This window comes from Streptomyces sp. SDr-06, assembly GCF_003324565.1.
Lineage (GTDB): Bacteria > Actinomycetota > Actinomycetes > Streptomycetales > Streptomycetaceae > Streptomyces.
The window spans coordinates 166,954-185,464 of sequence record NZ_QOLA01000007.1 but is presented as its reverse complement, the minus strand read 5'-3'; the positions used below and the strand labels follow the sequence as shown (position 1 = coordinate 185,464).

Sequence of the window (18,511 nt, the reverse complement as noted above, 5' to 3'; positions counted from 1 at the left end):
TCCGGCGCAGGGTCGCGCGGCGGGGTGGTGGGTTGGCCGCCGCGGTGGCAGCACTGGCGCTGCTGGCCGCCTGCGGGGCGTCGACGGGTACCGGGAACGGGGGCACCAACATGCCCGGTATGCCCGCGTCGACGGCCCACGACGGTTCCCTCACGGCCGGGAGCGGCGGGGGCATGCCCTCCCCCGCCGCTCCCGCACCGTCCTCGACGGGCACGTCCGTCGCCATCAAGAACCTGGCGTTCACCCCGGGCACCCTCACCGTCCCGGCGGGCACCACGGTCACCTGGACCAACGCCGACGAGGAACCGCACACCGTCTCCGCCGACAACGGCGGCCCCTTCCACTCCTCGCCCCTCGACACGGGCGGGGTCTTCCGCTACACCTTCGCCAAGCCGGGGACCTACACGTACTACTGCACCATTCACCCCTTCATGCACGGCACCGTGGTGGTGCGGCCATGACCGCCCGGCTCGGACCGCACATGACGCGACGTCAACTAATGCGTCACTCCGCCTGGTTCGGCTCCGCCGTCGTGCTCAGCGTTGCGGGCGGCGAGGTGTACAGCCACCTGGCCGGGTCCGGCGGACAGTCGAAGAACGGCCCGGACACTCTGACGTTCGTCCAGCTCAGCGACAGCCATCTCGGCTTCCGCGGCACGGCCAACACCGACGTCACGGGCTCCTTCGCCCGCGCCATCGACCATGTGAACTCCCTGCCCACGCGGCCCGACTTCGTGATGCACACCGGAGACCTGACCCACCTGGCCACACCCGGCCAGTTCGACCAGGTCAAGCAGATGATGAAGGGCCTGCACAGCGGGGGCACGCACACCGTGCCCGGGGAGCACGACGCCCTCGACGACTCGGGGCAGAAATACCGCGCCGCCTTCGGAGCGGGCAGCCGGGGCGACGGCTGGTACAGCTTCGACATCAAGGGCGTGCACGTCATCGCCCTGGTCAACTCGCTCAATCTGAAGAACCTCGGCCATCTCGGCACGGAGCAGCTCGACTTCGTGCGCCAGGACGTGGCCGGACTGTCCAGTGACACCCCGATCGTGGTCTTCAGCCACATCCCGCTGTTCGCGATGTACCCGGCCTGGGGCTGGGGGACCGACGACGCCGTGCAGGCACTGTCGCATCTGCGTCGCTTCTCGTCCGTGACCTGTCTGAACGGCCATGTGCACCAGCTGTTCAGCAGGGTCGAGGGCCAGGTGACCTTCCACAGCGCCACGACCACGGCCTACCCGCTGCCCCATCCCGGCGACGGACCGGCTCCCGCTCCCGTCACGCTGCCCGCCGGGAAACTGCGCCAGGCGCTCGGCATCCGCGAGGTGCGATACCACCGGGGGGACAAGGCGCCGGCCGTGCTGGACCGCCCGCTGACCTGAGACGGGCATCCGTCGGCGCCCGGCACACCGAACGGCTCGGCCGGGGCAGCTCGTTCCCCGGCCGACCCGTCGTGTCAGTCCTCGAAGTAGGCGTCCAGCACCGCGTCCAGCTGCTCGCTCCACACCGTGAGATCCGCCCGGTCGGCGGCCGTCACATCGTGGGAGAACCACCGTTGGTTCGACGTGTACACCACGATCTCGAACCGGCGCGTCCACCGCGGCGTGCGGTACTCGACCGCGCTCACCTCGTCCCAGCGGAAGTCGGCCTCTTCGTCGGCCAGCCGCAGCCTGACTCCCCGGCGGTCGAGACGGATCGACCCCTGACGGTCGGACATCTCGCACACGGGCCCGTCCTCCGCCCCGGATTCCGCGTCCTGGGCATCGGACTCGGAGGCTTCCGCGTCCTCGACGATCCCGGTCCCGGCAGCCTCCTCGCCCTCTTCAAGGACGGCGTCCGGCTCCGGGGCCTCGGCCGCCGACGGCTCCGCCGCCGGCGGATCCACGCGCGGCGGTACCAGGCCGGGGATGTAGGCGGGGTCCGTCGCAGCACCGGCCAGGGGCATGTACTGGTGTTCTGTTCGCTGCTCCACGGGCGCAGTATGGCCGATAAGCCTGTGAGCCCGCTCGTCCCGACACCATCGGGAGCGTGCCGAGTGGCGTGGACTAGTCGGCGTCGAGCTGGTGATCGGCCCACACATAGGACTCCGGCAGCAGCTCCGCGACGGGGACGCTGCGCAGCCGGTCACCCGCACCGACGATGACCTCGAGGGCGGGAAAGTAGTCGAGAAGAACCTGGCGGCAGCGGCCGCACGGCGGGACGACCCCCCGGTCACGGTCGCCGACGGCGACCATCGTCTCCAGGTCGTAGGCGCCCTGGGCGGCTGCCGTGCCGATGACGACCAGCTCGGCGCAGGGCCCTCCGGTGAAGTGGTAAGCGTTCACCGCGGTGACGATCCGTCCGTCCCGAGAACGAGCGGCGGCCGCCATGGTGTGGTTGTCGCCCTGGCAGCGCGTACGCGCGACCTCGGCCGCGGCCCGGATGAGTTCGTGGTCGACGGGATGGGGCTGGGTGGTCATCTTCTCTGCCTTCGCGTGGGGTCAGGTGACTCTGACCGGTGTGACGGGGACTCCGCAAGCGCAATTCCCGGGCGAGAGAGGCTGCCGACCCGCCCCGCGTTCCCCTCCCTGAGGCGTGAAATGTGGCTCCCCGCGGGTTGGGTCGAGGCACGCGCTACGGCATGATGAACCGTCAGGAACGGCTAGTTACACGGGGGTTGTCATGCGTCATGCAGAACAACATGAGACCGCACGCACTCCGCCCCCGGGGCGCTCGGGGTGGATGCCGGGGGACGGTCCCCCCGTGCCCCGTTCCTGAAGCGTCGACGACTCGCACAGGGGCCCGGTCGTGGTGACCGGCACCGGACAGGAGGTCGTGTTGAACAGATCGGATCCCAGCCCGATGAACCGGCGTGGGCTGCTGGCGGCGGCGGGCGCGGCGGCCGCGAGCGGTGCGGCGGCCGGCCTGGTCGGACCCGCGGCTTCGGCGGCCGCGGCGGAGAACGACACGACGGCACCGGAAGCGACGCGGTTCGGTCCGGTGACGGTCCGGCCCGGCGACGCCCGGTACGACAGCCTGTTGCGGGGCAACAACTTCCGCTTCGTCGGGCGGCCCGACGAGATCCGGGTGGTCGGCTCGACCGACCAGGTGGTCCGGGCGGTCGCGGACGCCGTACGGTCCGGGCGCAGGGTCGCCGTCCGCAGTGGCGGCCACTGTTTCGAGAACTTCACCGCCGACCCTGGCGTGCGCATGCTCCTGGACGTGTCCCCCATGGACGCGGTGGGCTACGACGCGGCGCGCGGTGCGTTCACGGTGCAGCCGGGAGCCACGCTCGGGCACGTGTACCGGACGCTGTTCAAGGGCTGGGGAGTGACCGTTCCCGCGGGCGGCTGCCCGGAGGTGGGAGCGGGCGGTCACTTCGCGGGTGGCGGGTACGGACCGCTGTCGCGCCGGTACGGCTCGGTGGTGGACCACCTGTACGGCGTGGAGGTGGTGGTGGTCGACCGGGAGGGCACCGCTCGCGCGGTGGTGGCCACGCGGGAGCCGGACGATCCGCACCGGGATCTGTTCTGGGCGCACACCGGCGCGGGCGGCGGGAACTTCGGGGTGGTCACCCGGTACTGGCTGCGCTCCCCCGGGGCGAGCGGGAGCGACCCCTCCAAGCTGCTGCCCGCCGCACCGAGCGATCAGCTGGGCTGCCTGGTCACCTGGGCCTGGGACGACAGGATGACGCCCCAGGCGTTCACCGCGCTGCTGCGCAACTTCGGAACGTGGCACGAACGCAACAGCGCGCCCGGATCCAAGTACGCGGGGCTGTACGCGATCCTCATCCCGATGCACCGCAAGGCCCAGGGCTTCCTGATGACCGTTCAGATCGACGCGGGCATCCCCAACGCCCGGGGTCTGGTGCGGGAGTTCCTGGACGCGGTGTACGCGGACAGCGTCAAAGGCGCCGAGACCTGGCTGACGCTGCCCTGGCTGCATTCGACGACCTGGCCCGGCACCGGCGAGCCCGGCGATGTCGGCACCCGCCGCTACAAGATCAAGGCCGGTTACCTGCACCGCTCCCTCACCGACACCCAACTCGCGGCCGTACACCGCAACTTGACCAATGACACAGGCACGCCCAGCGGCGGCATGCTGCTCATCGGCTACGGCGGCGAGGTCAGGTCGGTGCCACCGGGCGCCACCGCCGTCGCCCAACGCGACGTGATCATGAAGGCCGTCTACCAGTCGATCTGGACCTACGAGGCCGACGACGCCACCCACCTCGACTGGGTCCGGAAGTTCTACCGCGATGTGTACGCCGACACGGGCGGGGTCCCGGTCCCCGGCGCGGTCAGCGACGGCTCCTACATCAACTACCCCGACACCGACCTCGCCGACCCCGAGTGGAACACCTCCGGCGTCCCGTGGCACACCCTGTACTACAAGGACAACTACCCGCGCCTCCAACGGGTCAAGGCCCGGTGGGACCCGCGCGACGTCTTCCACCACGCCCTGTCGATCCGCCCGTCCGGCTGACCACGACACCGGGGTCGAGGGGACCTGGAAGCCGACCATCATCTCAACGCAGGCCAGCTGGGTGGTTGCCGTGATCGGGCCGACCGCCGGCACGCCGTGCCGTCGTGAACGCCCCGCGGCCAGGGACGGCCGGGGCATCGGCCCAGGTCAGCCGCTAGGGTGAGGCGACAGACCCTGCAAGAGAGGCCGCGTACCCCCAGTGTCCGAGTCACGCCCGCACACCCTGTTCTCCTTCGGCACGTTGCTGGACGAGCAGGTGCAGATCGCACTCTTCGGCCGGCCCGTGCCCTGCTCTCCCGCGTCGCTGACCGGGTACGCGACGAGCCCGCTGCCCATCACCGATCCGGCCGTCATCGCCACCAGCGGCCTCGACGTGCACCTGACCCTGCGCCGCCGGCACGGCGCCGTCGTCGAGGGCGGCGTCCTGCACCTCACCGACGAGGAACTCGCCGCGGCCGACGCCTACGAGGTCGACGACTACGCCCGCCGCCGGGTGCGGCTCTCCTGCGGGACGAGCGCCTGGGCCTACCTGGACGCGAACCCGCTGCGCTCGGCGGCACGCATCGTGATCGTCGGCGACAGCATCGCGTACGGCCGCTGCGACCCGCGGGGCGGATGGGCCGCGCACCTGGCGGCGGAGCACATCGCGGAGAACGAGACGGAGCACCGGGTCTTCAACCTGGCCATCCCGGGCAGCACCCTGCTCGACGTGAGTGAGCAGACTCCCGGCGTACTGCCTCCTCGCCTGCCGGACACCGTCCTGGTGGCCGCCGGGATCAACGACTCCGCCGTGCCGGTGACGGCCCCTCAGGACGGCACCGACTCCTTGGCGAGGCTCACGGAATGCCTCGCCTCCCTGGCCGCCACCGCCCTGGCGCACAACGCCCGGCTCGTGGTCGTGGGCCCGATCTGGCTCGATGAAGCACGCACCGACGACTACGAGGGCCTGTGCTTCACGGAGGCCCGCGCACGAGCCCTGCGCGAGACGACGCGGTCATGGTGCGAGGAGAACCATGTCGACCACCTCGACCTGTGGCAGCCCCTGCACAAGCGTGCCGACCTGCTCGTCGACGGCCTGCACCCCACTCCCGAGGGACACCGGCTGATCCATGCACACATCAGCGCCCTGCGGCGCTGACCCCGGCACCCTGAGCGGGGTGGGCGCGGCGGCTATGCGCTGGCCGTGCTTGACCTTGACACGGTGACAAGCCATTCACTGGGGCCGAGGAGGTGGTCCCGATGACCATGACGAAGCAGGAAGCGGACGCGACGCGAGCCCTCCCAGGGCTGGAGCACCGCGATCCCTCGGTGCGGCTGCGGGCGGCGCTGGCGGTCGGCACGGCCACCGCCCCCCGGTTCGTCCCCACGCTCATCGAGCGGTGCGCGGTCGAGCCCGAGTTCTACGTGCGGGAAATGCTGACGTGGGCGCTCACCCGGCACCCCGCATCGACCACGCTCCCCGGGCTCGTCGGCGAACTCCGCTCGCAGCGAGCACAGGCACGAAGCCAGGCGTTGCACACCCTGTCCAAGATCGGCGACCGGCGGGCGTGGCCCGCGATCACACCCGCGCTGCTGGCCGACACCGACGAGGAGGTGGCACGGAGCGCATGGCGGGCCGCGGTCGTTCTCGTACCCGAGGATGAAGTCCCCCAGCTGGCACGGAATTTGGGGGCCCAGCTCGGGCGGGGCGGGCGCGAGACCCAGCGGAGTCTGAGCCGGGCGCTCATCGCGCTCGGCGAGGCGATCGTGCCCACCCTGCGCGCCGCGGCCGCACATCCCGACGCCCGCGTGCGTACCCACGCGATCGCCACCGAACATGTGCTGAGCGACCCGGAGGCCGGGTTCGAGTTCGCCATCGAGGAGGCGAAGCGCATCATGGCTCTCGGTGCGAGCAGCCAGGACGGGTGAGGGCAGTGTTGATCGGTGATGTGGCGCGACGGTCCGGTGTGAGCGCCCGCATGCTCAGGCATTACGACACGCTCGGCCTGGTGCGGCCCACGGGCCGTACAGAAGGTGGCTACCGGGAGTACTCCGGCGAGGACATCCGGCGCATCTTCCACATCGAGAGCCTGCGGTCGTTGGGGCTGTCGCTGCGCGAGGTCGGGTCCGCCCTGGACGACCCCGGCTTCGAGCCCGCCGAGCTCGTGGACGACCTCATTCGCCAGACGCGCGAGCGGATCGCGGGCGAGAGGGCGCTGCTCACGCGGCTCCGGCGGATCAATGCCGCGGAACCGGCCGACTGGGAGGACGTCCTCCACATCGTCGCGCTTCTGCACGCGTTGGGGTCGGAGAGCGCGGGACGGCGTCAGCGCGCGGCACTGGCCTCGGTGCAGGACGCCCCGGTGCCGGTGGAGGCCCTGGTGGACGCGGTGTTGAGCGAGGCGGACCCACACGTCGCCGGAGCCCTTCGATGGGCTCTGGCCCGCTCGGGCGGCGGGCTGCCGCTCCTGGCGGAGGGGCTCGCCTCCCCCGCGGCCGAGGTCGGCAAGCGTGCCGTCCAGTCGATCGCGGAGATCCCGGACGAGGCGGCGACCGCTCTGTTGCGAGAAGCCCTCACACACCCCGACCTCGTGGTCCGCGGGTACGCGGCACTGGCGGTCGGGGCGCGTGGCGGAGCCGAGGCGGTCCCGACGCTCATCGACATGATCGTCGGCGAGACGAACGACGTCGACGCGGCCGACGCGCTGGGGACGCTGGCGCGTGATCCAGTCTTGGCGGACGAGATCGCCACCCAGCTCATCGACCGCCTCACCCGCGACTCGCTTGATTCGGCGACCCGTCGACACCTGACACAGGCCCTCGCGGACATCCCGGGTGACACGGTGTCGCAGGCCTTGGCGGCTCTGTCGGACGACGCCGACCGCGGCGTCGCACTGACCGCGACCTACATTCTCGGGCTGCGCGAGACGCGGTAGCCCATCCGTCCCGAACGCCGTGCGGCCACCGGCCCCGCGCCCCGACGCCGCCCCTCGGGGCCTCGGAGGGCTCGCCGCGGCCCCTACCTGCCGTGGTGCGCGGCGGGGGTGCGACGATTCCGGCATGCGTGAGGTGAGTCAGCTGATCGATGTCGAGGAGCCCGCTTGGCCGGAGCTCAGGGAGACACTCGGCGCCGGGATCGTACCCGTGGCGGAACTGCTGGGCGTCGCCCGGGATACGGGGCGGCAGTTCGACGGTGCTGATCCGGGCTTTCTCGGGGCCCTCTGAACCAGGCGGCCCACGTCGTGCCGGCCTCAGCCGTCCGCTCGGTGGCTCGGCGGTGCCGGGCCCGGTGGGCGAGGGCGTCGATGATGCGGTGCCAGGCCGGTGACGCGTCGGAGATCTGGGAGGAGACCAGCGGCACCGACCGCCGCCGGACGCTGTCCTCCCCGAAGGCGCTCATCCGGTCCAGGAGGGCGACCACCTCGGGCGGCAGAACAAGCCGTTCAACGCGGCCAGTTCGGCGTTCCGGCGGCGGTGCTACGCACCGGCCGCCCGGTGGTGCCGGTCCACGATCCCCTCGACGATCCGCATCAGCCGCTCCCCGATCTGGTCGACACTTCCGTTCTGCGTACTGACCTGAGCCCCTTCGAGTACGAAGGTGATCTCGGCCGCCGCCTGTTCGGGGTCGGGCAGCCCGGCCCCGGCGCACAGGGCGACCAGCCTGCGCAGCTGGAGCGCCTTGTGCTGCTCGATCACCTGCCGTGCGGGGTGCGAACGGTCGGGCAGTTCGGCGAGGGAGTTGATGAACGGGCAGCCCCGGTGCGAGATCGTCGGGAGCCCCTCGGCGATGAAGCGGGCCAGGCCCAGGATCTGCTCCCGGGGGCGGTCGGGGTGTTCTGCCTCGACCCGGTCGAAAGCGGCCTGGTAGTCGGCCGCGACGATCCGCAGCCACTCCGCCACCAGGGCGTCCTTGGTCTCGAAGTGCCGGTAGATCGCCATCTTGGTGGTGCGGGCCCGATCGGCGATGGCCTGGACACCCACACCCTGGATGCCCTCGCTCTGGAAGAGCTCTTCCGCCGCGTCCAGGATGCGCTCACGAGGGGGCAGTTGGGCCACCCGGTCCGGCCTGCTGACGGTCGATGCCATGCCTGCTCCGTGACGTCCTGGTTCGTTGTGGGGTCCTACATCCACTGCTACGGTACCAGTCCGTCCCACGCGATACCGCTCGGTATCGTCCGGGTCTCAACGGTATCTTTTTCCTGGGAGCAGCAGTGAAAGTCGAGGAGTACGTGACCTTCGACGCGGTCGGACTGGCGCAGCTGGTGGCGCGTGGCGAGGTGAGTGCCGCCGAACTGGAAGCGGCGGCACGGGAGGCCACGCGGGCGGTCAACCCGCTGGTCAACGCCGTCGTGGAGACATGGCCGACGGATGACGGGCCCGCTCCCGGCAGCGCCCCGCTGGCCGGAGTCCCGTTCCTGATCAAGGACCTCGGCGTCTCGATGGCCGGAAGGCGGTCGGAGCTCGGCAGCCGTCTCGCCGCGGGCAACGTCGCGCCCGCCGACTCCTTCCTCATGCGGCGCCTGCGCCGCGCAGGCCTCATGACGTTCGGGCGCACCGCGACACCGGAGATGGCGTACAGCACCACGACGGAACCCGTGCTGTACGGCGCCACCCGCAACCCGTGGGACCTGGAGCGGAGCGCGGGCGGTTCCAGCGGGGGTGCGGGAGCGGCGGTCGCCGCCGGGATCGTCCCGCTCGCCCACGCCACCGACGCCGCCGGATCGATCCGCATCCCGGCCGCCTACAACGGCCTGTTCGGGCTGAAGCCGACGCGCGGCCGGGTCTCCATGGGGCCGGACCTGGACGAGATCTTCAACGGCCTCGCCGTGCAGGGCAGCGTGAGCCGCACCGTGCGTGACAGCGCGGCCTTGCTCGACGCGATCCGCGGGCCGGAACCGGGCGACCCCTACTTCGCCCCGGAGCCGCCCCGGCCGTACGCGCAGGAGGTCGCTCGCGATCCCGGCACGCTGAGGATCGGCGTTCTCGCCGAGGCGTGGGGAGGGCGCCGTACCGCCAGGCCCGTGGCCGAGGCACTCGCGCGCACGGTGCGCCTGCTCGAATCGCTCGGTCACCGGGTGGAGGAGACCACGGTCGGACTCGGCGCGGAGTGGGAGGAGTTCGTGCTGGCCAACGCCCGCCAGTGGTCGGCGAACCTCGCGGCCTCGCTCGACGCGCTGGCGGCCGCCACCGGTCGCCCGATCGACTCCTCGACCCTTGAGCCGCCCACCCTCGCCAGTTACCACTACGGGCAGCGGGTCAGCGGCCCCGAGTTCGTCACCGCTCTCGGCCTGCGCAACCGCGTCGCGCGAAGCCTGGCACGGTACTTCGATGCCTACGACCTGCTGCTCACCCCGACCCTTCCGGAGCTCCCGGTGCCTCTGGGCACGCACGGCGCGGGCGCCGAGAGGCTGGACGGACTCGGCTGGCTGCGGCGCCTGTTCGACATGTCCCCGTTCACCGCCGCGTTCAATGTGTCGGGCACCCCCGCCATGTCCGTGCCGGTGGCGGTCGACGCCGGGACGGGGCTCCCGATCGGCATGCAGTTCGCCGCGGGCTACGGCCTGGAGGGCCGCCTCTTCCGCCTGGCGGGCCAACTCGAACGCGCCCAGCCGTGGTCGGGCCGCACTCCCCCGGTGTGGGCCGGCCACACACCTGGTTCGCCCCACATGTAGTGGCGGGACCCGCCCCCCTCTGGCCGGGCCCCGCCACTCCCCTCCGTGGGGACCAGGGTTCGGGCGTCCCCCGAAGCTGTGCCCGCTCAGGCCGTCCGCGTGGTCACGACGCGGTCCCGGGACGGCTCGTGCGGTGCCCCGTCAGGGGGTCAGGGTCCACTTCTGGTTGGCCGCTCCGTTGCAGTCCCAGATGCCCAGCTGGGTCCCGTTGGCCGTGTTGAAGCCGAGGTCGTCGAGGCACTTGCCGGTGAGGACGTTCTTGAGCGAACCGTCCGGCTGGGGGATCCACTGCTCGCCCTGGGCGCCCGGCAGGCAGTCGTAGATCTCGACGTTGGTGCCGTTCTCGCTGCGTCCCCACACCACGTTCAGACACATGCCGAGCGCACGCACGGTGTGGTCCGTACCCAGGGTCCACCACTGGGCGCCGGTGCCGTTGCAGTCGTAGATCTGCACGGGGGTGGCGACGGTCGTTTTGCCACTACGGATGTCCACGCACTTGCCGCCGTAGCCGACGAGCCGCCCCTGGCTGCCGGTGATGCCGACGACGACGGCCTCGATGTGCTTGGTCGCCCAGGAGGCGCCCGTGCACCCGCCGACCGAAGTGCCGTCGCCGGTGACGACGTTGCCGACCACCTGGAACGGGACCGGCTGGCCGCTCACGAGGTAGAAGCAGCCGACCACGGCGCGCCACTGCGTGCCCGGGGCGACGCCCGAGCACGAGGCGCTGCCATAGGGCCCCTCGTAACGGGTGGTGCAGGAACCGGGGCTCTCGGCATGCGCCGTGGCGGGCAGCGCGATGGCGGCGCAGATCGCCAGCAGCGCCGTCAATAACGCGGCGGCAGTGCGTCTCATGGGTGTGCTCCTTCGTTCGGCCAAGGCTGTTCGGACGGGCTTTCCCCTCCGTCCGAAGCTTGATCGAGGGGGCCACGAAGTGTCAACTGGCGTGAAGGCATTGAGCCGTTCATTCATCTCAGCTGAGATCCGACGTTGCCCGCACCGCCCTTCGGCGGGTCGTTTACTATGCCGTTACAGAACGGAGGTGGGACGGTGTCGGAGGCCGGGGCCCAGTCATTGGCGGAGCGAATAGAGGCCCTCTTCCAGGCGGTACGCCGCCCGGACCGCTCGCCCTACAGCAACGAGGAAGTGGCCAGAGCCTGCCGCGAGTCGAGCGGAGAGACGTTTTCGGCCACCTATCTCTGGCAGTTGCGCACCGGCCGCCGCGACAACCCCACCAAGCGCCATCTGGAAGCGCTGGCCACGTTCTTCCAGGTGCCCGTCGCCTACTTCTTCGACGACGCGGAGGGCGCCCGGGTCGGCGAGGAGGTCGCCCTGCTCTCCGCCATGCGCGACGCGGGCGTACGCGATGTCGCGCTGCGCGCGGTCCACCTCTCCCCCGACGGCCTGGGGACCGTACGCGATCTGATCGATTCCATCGCCCGCCGAGAGGCCGACCGACGCAGATCAACCGGCCGATGAAATACGGCCGTTGGGGCACGACGGGCCGCGCGGCCCGGGACCGGCTGCGGCGCTGCCGCTCCATCGCGAACGCCCTGGACCTGCCCGTTCCCTTCGACGCGGCCCAGCTCATCGCCACCATGGCGGAGCAGCGGGGCAGACCGATCGAGCTCATGCCGACGCGGTGGCAGCCAGGCGTGCCGTGCGGTCTGCTCGTCAGCGCCGAGCAGGCCGACTACATCGCGTACGCGGCGGACACGGCCCCGCTGCACCGCCAGCACATCCTCGTCCACGAGCTGTCCCACCTCCTGTGCGGACACGACGGCACGCTCTCGCCGGAGCTCACCCCGCACCTCTCCGCGGGGCTGGTGCGGAGCGTGCTCGGCCGGACCGTCTACAGCGATCCACAGGAACAGGAAGCCGAGTTACTGGCCTCACTGATCCTTCAGCGCGCCGTCTGGGCCCTGCCGACCCGGCCGGCGGCCGACCCCTTCGCCGACTCCGCGCTGTGGCCGGACGGCCGTGGCTGACGTCCTTCAGTGTCTCGCCGCTCTCGCGCTGTGCGCGTTCGGCCTGTACCGGTGGGGCGGCCGCCAGAACACCGCCCAGCCGCACGTCCACCGTTTCGCTTTCTGTCTGGGCGCGGCCCTCATCGTTCTCACCCCTGCCGCGGCCCTGGCCGTCGAGGAGGTGGTCGGGCTGCCGGGCCTGCCCACGCTCGCGGGCGACCTCCTGCGCATGGCGGCGGTCGCCTGCATCGGCCTGATGACCGGCAGATCGGCCCAACGCCAGCTGATCGCGGCCGGGTTGACGCTGGTCGCGCTGGTGCTGCTGTTCTCGGCCGCCGACATCCAGCACGCTGCCGGAGAGCTCTTCGTCGACGCCCGCCACCGGCCGTACCTGGCGGCCTACAACACGGCGATCACGCTCTACCCGGCGTGGCACGCGGCGGTCCTGTGCCGGGCGGCGCTGCACAGGTCCCGGCGCGCCACGGGAGCCCTGCGCGTGGGGCTCCGACTGCTCTGCTGCGGCGCTGCCGCGGGCCTGGTGTGGACCGCCTGGGGGGTCGACGACATCCGGCTCGCCCTCCTCACCGGCCGCCAGACGGACGGCGAGGACGCCGTCTCCTCCATCCTGGGCATGCTCTGTGCGGGACTGCTCATCGCGGGCGGCAGCACCGCGGCGTGGGTCGCGCTGCGGCACTGGTGGTGGTCGTACCGCACCTACCGCGCCCTGGGGCCGCTGTGGTCCGCCCTGCACCACGCCTTCCCGGAGATCGCCCTGCTCCAGCCCCGCCGGGGCCCGGGTGAACTCGCCCCTGGCGCATTGGGGTTGGCCCTCTACCGCCGGGTCATCGAAATCCACGACGGCCTGCTGCTCCTCCGCCCCCACCTGGCGGGCCCGGAAGCGGCAGACCCCGACATCACGGCCACCACGCGGGCTGCGTCCATCCTGGCCGCCCTGGACCGGACGGCACTGGGGCAGCCCGCCCACGACCCGGACATCGGGCTTCCCTCCATCACTCCGGGCAACGGCATCGGTACGGACGCGGAAGCAGGTCAACTGGCCGCGGTCTCACGCGCGTTGGCACAGCTGACCGCGGCTGGCCGAAGCCCCGCCTCCGTGTGAGGGAGGCAGCTCGCCCGGGACCGTTGAGACGCGCCCCAGGTCCCCGGAGTGATGGCCGGGGACTTGGGGCGCGCGGCCAGGTCCGGGGAGGGCTACGGCGCCATCTCGTACGCCCCGGCCAGCGCCTCGACGCGGTCCCACACGCGGGCCGAGCGGGCCTCGTCCACGATCGGGCGCCGGACCGCGCCCAGCGCCCAGCTCTGCTGCGCCTCGGTCGCGGAGTCCTTGCCGTGCAGCTCGACGGCGTGCGCCGAGAAGTCGCGGACGAGAACGGCGAAGAGCTCGTCGAGCACGTCCTGCTCCAGGCCGGTCAGGCGCGCCTGCTCCAGGATCAGCTGCCCGTGCACGACCAGGGCGAACAGCTGGCCCACGGCGAGCAGCAGGTCGAGGTCGCGGCTCTGCTCCTCGTCCGGGGCGGCCGTGGCGACGAACTCGCAGAGCGCGTCGGCCTGTTCGCGGAAGCGGCCCACGTTGGGGACCTCCGCGTACGCGTCGAACGCGGTGCGCCAGTCGTGGAAGCGGATGGCGCCCAGGCCGCGCGCCGGTCCCTGCTCGAAGAGGAACGCGTCGTCGGCCGCGTCGAGCCGGGTCGGTACGGGGGCGTACTCGGCGGGGTTCAGCAGGTGGTTGCCCATGAACTTGAGGATCAGGGCGAGGTTGACGTGGACCGTGCCCTCCAGCTTGGGCAGACCGCGGATCTCGACGGCCGCCTGCGCGAAGTAGTTGTCCTTCTCGAAGCCCTTGGCGGCGATGACGTCCCACATCAGGTCGATGACCTTCTCGCCCTCCGTGGTCACCTTCATCTTCGTCATGGGGTTAAAGAGGAGGTAGCGGCGGTCGTCGGGCCCGGCGGAGCGGAAGTAGTCCACGGCGCGGTCGCTGAACAGCTTCATGCCGACGAGGCGCACGTACGCGTCGGTCAGCTCCCGGCGCACATGCGGGAAGGCGGTGACCGGGCGGCCGTAGAGGACGCGGTGGTGCGCGTGGGTGACCGCCTCGTACATCGCGTGCTCGCAGATGCCGATGGAGGCGGTGCAGAGGTTGAACTTGCCCACGTTGACGGTGTTGAGCGCGGCGTCGAACGCGGCGCGGCCGGTGTGCAGGACGTCCTCGGCACCGACCGGGTAGTTCTCCAGGCGGAACTCGCTGACGTACTTCGAGGAGTCCACGACGTTCTTCACCAGGTGGTACGCCTCATGGCGGCTGTCGGCGGCGAAGAAGACGTAGCCGTCGGGGCCCTCGACGTCGGTGCGGCGCCCGAAGACGGAGACGAGACCGGCGGCGTTGCCGTTGCCGATGTAGTACTTGCTGCCGGTGGCCCGGAACCCGCCGTCGCCGTTCGGCTCCAGGAGCATGTCGGTGGAGTAGATGTCCGCGCCGTGGCTCTTCTCGGACAGGCCGAAGGCGAACACCTCGCCCTGGTCGAGGAGTTCGGCCGCACGGGTGCGGGCGGCGGCGTTGTCGCTCTGCCAGACCGGACCGAGGCCCAGGATGGTCACCTGCCAGGCGTACCAGTAGTCGAGCCCGTAGAAGCCGAAGATCTCATTGAGCGCGGCGATCCGGGCGGTGTCCCAGCGCTTGTCCGCCTGGTCCGGAGCGGCGGCCGAGGCCGGGGTGAGGAAGGTCGCGAAGAGCCCTTCCTTGGCGGAGAAGGCGAGGAAGTCCGCCAGCCAGGCGCGGGAGCGGTAGTCCTCGATCAGCCGGCGCTTGCCGCGCTGCTCGAACCAGTCGACGGTGGCGCGCAGCAGCCTGCGGGTCTCGGGGTCGAAGTGGGTCGGGTCGTAGGTGTGCGGGTTGAACAGCAGCGCGTCGGCCATGGCCATTCGCCTTTCCGGCTCGGGAGGTGGGGAGGGGTGCGGGAGGTCGTCGGATGCGTGCGGGAGGAGGACGGGCAGAACCGCGCGTGCCCGCCGGCGCGGTTCAGTGCCCGGAACCGAGCCGGTGGAGGGTGGCGATCACGTCGTCGAGCCAGGCGAGGGTCATCCGCTCGTAGGCGATGCCGCCGCGCAGCACGACGTGCTGGAGCTCTCGTCCGGCGTCGGTCTCGGGGGCCTCGGGGCCCGTGAAGTCACGCCGCTCCCCCGCCAGGTAGTGCGCGAGCCGGTCGGCGTGTACCTGGCGGTGCCGCTCCACCTCGTGGAGCAGCGCGGCCGGGTCGTCGAAGGCCGCGCCGCGGATCTTCACGGCGAGTTCGTGCCGGACGCTCTCCGGTTCGATCGGCTCGTGCAGCCACTGCGAGAGCGCGGCCCGGCCGGGTGCGGAGACGGAGTACTCCTTCTTGTCCGGCCGGTTCTGCTGCGCCACCTCGCGGGCGTCGATCCAGCCGTCGTTCTCCATGCGCTTGAGGATGCGGTAGATCTGCTGGTGCGTGGCGGCCCAGAAATAGCCGATGGAGCGGTCGAAGCGCCGGGCCAGCTCGTAGCCGGAGCCCGGCTTCTCCAACAGCGAGACGAGGATCGCGTGCTCAAGCGCCATGCCCGAATCCTTCTATGCAACTCGTTGCATAGACAAGCGGAGCCGTGCAGGTGAGACGCGGCTCACCCGGAGTTCACCCGGACATGGCGGCGGGCCGGGACCGGGCCGGGCTCCGGGTTTCCCCCGGAGTCCGACCGATCCCGGCCCGCCGGCCCGTATCCGGTCGCCCGCGCTACGCCTTGCGGAGCCGGCCGACGATGCCGTCGAGGTCGCGGATGAACAGGTCAGGGCGGACGAAGTGGCCGCCGGGCACCTCGTACCACTCGTGCGGGATGCCCGCCCGGTCGAGGTAGCCGCGCCACTCCCGCTGGGTCTCCAGGACGGCGGTCTCGTTGAAGGTGTCCCAGAAGGTGGGCTCGGGACTGGTGCCCGCGACCATGAAGATCCGCTTGTTGCGGTAGCTCTCGACCCGCTCGCAGGGGTTGTCCATGCTGACCCGGTTCTGATCCCAGGGAACGCCGTAGACGGTGCCGCCGTTCAGTTCGATCGCGGCGGAGGAGGCGTTCGCCCAGTGCACGACGCCGCCCGCGATGCCGCCTGCGTTGCCGCGCAGGCTGGCCGGGCCGGAGTGGGAGCTCACCGAGGCGAAGTGGCCCCAGTACTTGGCCGCGTACTTCAGCGCGCCGAAGCCGCCCATCGAGAACCCGGAGACGGCGCGGCCCTCGTACTCGCCGTAGGTCCTGAAGTTCGCGTCGATCCAGGGGATGAGCTGGTTGATGTGGAAGCTCTCCCAGTTCCGCGGGCCGGCGAGGGAGGTGACGGGGTTGGAGTACCAGCCCGCGTGGCCGCCGTCGGGCATCACCACGATCAGCGGCTTGCCCGCCGTCCAGTCGCGGATGTGGAGGCGGTCGAAGGTGATGAAGTCCTGGTCGTTGCCGCCACCGTGCAGCAGGTACAGGACGGGGTAGGTGCGACCGCTGGTGTGGTAGTCGTCGGGGAGCAGCACGTTGACGGCGGGCTGCCAGCCGATCTCGGCGGTCTGGAAGCGGTAGTACCACATACGGGGGTCACCCTCGCCGCGGTCGACGATGCGCAGCCCGAAGCCGTCGTCGGCCGCGCTGGCCGCGGACGCCGTCGAAAGGACGGTTCCGGCACCGAGGGCGAACGCGGCGGAGGCTCCGCCGACGGCCTTCAGAACATTCCTGCGGGAGGGGCGGTGCTCGCTCAACAGAACCTCCTGGTGGTGTGCGGCTCATGGGCCGGGTGAGAGGTGGGTGCGGTCCGGGGGCGGACGGTCCGCACGGTAGTCGCGGGCCGTCGGGTCCGGTATCCGGAACGATCCGGAGTGACGAGCGGAGGCATCCGCGATGGACTGCGGAGGCGCCGATGCTCCGCCGCCGTGGCCCATTCCCCTTGCTGGGTACGGCAGTTGACTGCGGCGTTACGGGGGAGGGCCTCGGACACCCCGGAGCGGTGGGGGTCCCCGGTGGGCCGGGGCCCCTCACCGTGCGGAGGGGGCGGGAGGCCCGCAGTCGGGGACCGGCGGACGGTCCTTCGTGCGCACGGCGGGCAGCCAGGCGGTGGGGCGTGCGGAGCCCTGCGGCAACCGGACCTGGTACCAGTCGGCGGACTTCATGTCCGACTCGTCGATGATCACCATGCCGCGGCTGAAGCGGCAGTCGACGGCGAGCTCGTCGCCGTCCCACACCCGGGTCGGTACGACGTTGTCGATGGTGTAGGGGCGCGTGGGATCGATGGCAAGGCCGAGGCTGCACTGCGGTTCTCGGTCGTCGCGACCGCGGCAGCTCTGCTCGGCGTTGAACACCCGGATCCGGCCGCCGGATCCGGCCCGCGCACCCGGCCCGCCGGAGGGGCCGTCGCCCATGAGGTGCGGCCAGACCGTCGCGCCCACCGCGCACACCGCGAGGGTGACGAGCGCGGCGCGGGTCGCTCTGCGCCGGTGGGGCATCGGCCGCGGGGAGCGCCGCGCGTTGTCCGTTGCGTCGGGCGGCGCGGCGGCGATCCGCGCCAGCAGGCTCTCGGCGGTGTGCTCGGCACGTGCGGCATGCGTCGGGGCCAGGCAGTCGGCGGCCAGCGTCCGCCAGAACGGCGGCACCGCGCCGTCCAGGCGCAGCGGCGCCCGGCCGTCGGCGTACTCCTGGGCCGCGGCGCCGCGGGCCATGGGGGTGGCGCCGGGAAACGGCGAGGCGCCGGACGCGAACAGCTCGTGCAGGGTGATGCCCAGCGCCCAGATGTCGGCGCTCGGCCGGACTTCGACGCCGTGCTCGCCGAGCGGCGCCTTCCAGCGCTCGGGCGGAAGGTAGTCGAAGGTGCCCATCGGCGGCGCGTACCCGTGGGTGCCGTGGGTGCCGGTCAGCCGCGTGACGAGCCCGAAGTCGGAGAGCTTCACCGAACCGTCCGCCATGAGCAGGATGTTGTCCGGCTTGAGGTCGCCGTGCACCCATCCGCTGCGGTGCAGATGGGCGAGCCCCTCGCAGATCCCGGTGACCAGCCGGCCGGCCTCGGCCCCGGACACACCGGCGGTGAGCAGGTCGCGCAGGCTGTGTTCGGCCCGCTCCATGACCAGCACGATGGCGCCGTCCAGGGACGGGTGGTCGGGTTCGCCGAGCACCACCGTGTCCAGCAGGCGGATCAGGCTCGGGTGGGAGGACCTGCGGCCGAACTCGACCTCCCGCCGGGCGGACTCGGCGACCCTACGGGCCTGGCTCGGGGCCAGGTCGGCGGTCGGCAGCACCTTGAGCGCGACGGCTTCCCCGGCCGCCCCGGAGCCGTCCTCGCCGTCCTCGACCGCGCGCCCGGCGTAGACCGTTGCCCAGCCGCCCGTGCCGATCGGCTCGGTGACCTCCCAGCGCCCCACGCGGTACCCGCCCG

The 18,511-nt window shown here is 71.6% G+C and carries 19 protein-coding genes; 11 read left to right on the top strand and 8 right to left on the bottom strand.

Features of this window, described 5'->3' with window-relative positions; all coding sequences use genetic code 11:
• Window positions 1–119 precede the first annotated feature (119 nt).
• Both DT019_RS17535 and DT019_RS17530 read left to right on the top strand, forming a co-directional pair.
• Window positions 120–461, top strand: a complete 342-nt coding sequence (locus DT019_RS17535; RefSeq protein ID WP_223279632.1) for a cupredoxin family copper-binding protein — start codon at window positions 120–122, stop codon at window positions 459–461.
• Window positions 458–1,387 (top strand): metallophosphoesterase family protein, encoded by a 930-nt coding sequence (locus DT019_RS17530; protein ID WP_223279631.1) that lies wholly within the window; start codon window positions 458–460, stop codon window positions 1,385–1,387. Before DT019_RS17535 ends, DT019_RS17530 begins: the two co-directional genes overlap by 4 nt.
• 74 nt (window positions 1,388–1,461) lie before the next feature.
• On the opposite strand, the gene DT019_RS17525 is transcribed toward DT019_RS17530, so the two are convergent.
• Both DT019_RS17525 and DT019_RS17520 read right to left on the bottom strand, forming a co-directional pair.
• Complete coding sequence (locus tag DT019_RS17525; RefSeq protein ID WP_223279630.1) at window positions 1,462–1,977, bottom strand: hypothetical protein; 516 nt, start codon at window positions 1,975–1,977, stop codon at window positions 1,462–1,464.
• A 73-nt stretch (window positions 1,978–2,050) separates the two neighbouring features.
• A complete protein-coding gene (locus DT019_RS17520) occupies window positions 2,051–2,464 on the bottom strand; it encodes a cytidine deaminase (RefSeq protein WP_114037753.1) in 414 nt (137 codons plus the stop codon).
• A gap of 358 nt (window positions 2,465–2,822) precedes the next feature.
• Between DT019_RS17520 and DT019_RS17515 the strand changes: the two genes are divergently transcribed.
• The 5 genes from DT019_RS17515 to DT019_RS39610 all read left to right on the top strand — a co-directional run bounded on the left by DT019_RS17515 (window position 2,823) and on the right by DT019_RS39610 (window position 7,673).
• A complete protein-coding gene (locus tag DT019_RS17515; RefSeq protein WP_317617771.1) occupies window positions 2,823–4,469 on the top strand; it encodes an FAD-binding oxidoreductase in 1,647 nt (548 codons plus the stop codon).
• A gap of 199 nt (window positions 4,470–4,668) precedes the next feature.
• Window positions 4,669–5,607 carry a GDSL-type esterase/lipase family protein gene (locus tag DT019_RS17510; RefSeq protein WP_114037751.1) on the top strand — a complete coding sequence of 313 codons (939 nt, stop codon included), beginning with the start codon at window positions 4,669–4,671 and terminating at the stop codon, window positions 5,605–5,607.
• A 101-nt stretch (window positions 5,608–5,708) separates the two neighbouring features.
• A complete protein-coding gene (locus DT019_RS17505; RefSeq protein WP_114037750.1) occupies window positions 5,709–6,377 on the top strand; it encodes a HEAT repeat domain-containing protein in 669 nt (222 codons plus the stop codon).
• A 5-nt stretch (window positions 6,378–6,382) separates the two neighbouring features.
• The gene (locus DT019_RS17500; RefSeq protein WP_114037749.1) at window positions 6,383–7,384 is read left to right on the top strand and encodes a MerR family transcriptional regulator; all 1,002 of its coding nucleotides are present in this window, start codon (window positions 6,383–6,385) and stop codon (window positions 7,382–7,384) included.
• Between the two features lie 124 nt (window positions 7,385–7,508).
• Window positions 7,509–7,673 (top strand): hypothetical protein, encoded by a 165-nt coding sequence (locus DT019_RS39610; protein ID WP_189389709.1) that lies wholly within the window; start codon window positions 7,509–7,511, stop codon window positions 7,671–7,673.
• A gap of 252 nt (window positions 7,674–7,925) precedes the next feature.
• Here the strand turns inward: DT019_RS39610 and DT019_RS17495 are convergent, their stop codons facing one another.
• Window positions 7,926–8,534 (bottom strand): TetR/AcrR family transcriptional regulator, encoded by a 609-nt coding sequence (locus DT019_RS17495; protein ID WP_114037748.1) that lies wholly within the window; start codon window positions 8,532–8,534, stop codon window positions 7,926–7,928.
• A 125-nt stretch (window positions 8,535–8,659) separates the two neighbouring features.
• Between DT019_RS17495 and DT019_RS17490 the strand changes: the two genes are divergently transcribed.
• Window positions 8,660–10,120: an amidase gene (locus tag DT019_RS17490; RefSeq protein ID WP_114037747.1), complete on the top strand. Its 1,461-nt coding sequence runs from the start codon at window positions 8,660–8,662 to the stop codon at window positions 10,118–10,120.
• Window positions 10,121–10,261: 141 nt separating this feature from the next.
• Here DT019_RS17490 and DT019_RS17485 read toward each other — a convergent pair whose 3' ends face one another.
• A complete protein-coding gene (locus tag DT019_RS17485; protein WP_114037746.1) occupies window positions 10,262–10,972 on the bottom strand; it encodes an RICIN domain-containing protein in 711 nt (236 codons plus the stop codon).
• Between the two features lie 168 nt (window positions 10,973–11,140).
• On the opposite strand from DT019_RS17485, the gene DT019_RS17480 reads away from it, so the two are divergent.
• Genes DT019_RS17480 through DT019_RS17470 form a run of 3 tightly spaced genes read left to right on the top strand, consistent with a single transcriptional unit; the run spans window position 11,141 to window position 13,204 of the window.
• Window positions 11,141–11,596, top strand: a complete 456-nt coding sequence (locus DT019_RS17480) for an XRE family transcriptional regulator (RefSeq protein ID WP_114037895.1) — start codon at window positions 11,141–11,143, stop codon at window positions 11,594–11,596.
• A complete protein-coding gene (locus DT019_RS17475; protein ID WP_189389687.1) occupies window positions 11,593–12,105 on the top strand; it encodes a ParH-like protein in 513 nt (170 codons plus the stop codon). The genes DT019_RS17480 and DT019_RS17475 overlap by 4 nt, the downstream gene beginning before the upstream one ends.
• Complete coding sequence (locus DT019_RS17470) at window positions 12,098–13,204, top strand: MAB_1171c family putative transporter (RefSeq protein ID WP_114037745.1); 1,107 nt, start codon at window positions 12,098–12,100, stop codon at window positions 13,202–13,204. Before DT019_RS17475 ends, DT019_RS17470 begins: the two co-directional genes overlap by 8 nt.
• A gap of 92 nt (window positions 13,205–13,296) precedes the next feature.
• On the opposite strand, the gene DT019_RS17465 is transcribed toward DT019_RS17470, so the two are convergent.
• The 4 genes from DT019_RS17465 to DT019_RS17450 all read right to left on the bottom strand — a co-directional run bounded on the left by DT019_RS17465 (window position 13,297) and on the right by DT019_RS17450 (window position 18,497).
• The gene (locus tag DT019_RS17465; protein WP_114037894.1) at window positions 13,297–15,021 is read right to left on the bottom strand and encodes an acyl-CoA dehydrogenase family protein; all 1,725 of its coding nucleotides are present in this window, start codon (window positions 15,019–15,021) and stop codon (window positions 13,297–13,299) included.
• Window positions 15,022–15,124: 103 nt separating this feature from the next.
• Window positions 15,125–15,679, bottom strand: coding sequence for a PadR family transcriptional regulator (locus DT019_RS17460; RefSeq protein WP_114037744.1), 555 nt, complete (start codon window positions 15,677–15,679; stop codon window positions 15,125–15,127).
• 172 nt (window positions 15,680–15,851) lie between these two features.
• Complete coding sequence (locus tag DT019_RS17455) at window positions 15,852–16,847, bottom strand: esterase family protein (RefSeq protein ID WP_317617770.1); 996 nt, start codon at window positions 16,845–16,847, stop codon at window positions 15,852–15,854.
• A gap of 273 nt (window positions 16,848–17,120) precedes the next feature.
• Window positions 17,121–18,497, bottom strand: a complete 1,377-nt coding sequence (locus tag DT019_RS17450) for a serine/threonine-protein kinase (RefSeq protein WP_114037893.1) — start codon at window positions 18,495–18,497, stop codon at window positions 17,121–17,123.
• Window positions 18,498–18,511 lie beyond the last annotated feature (14 nt).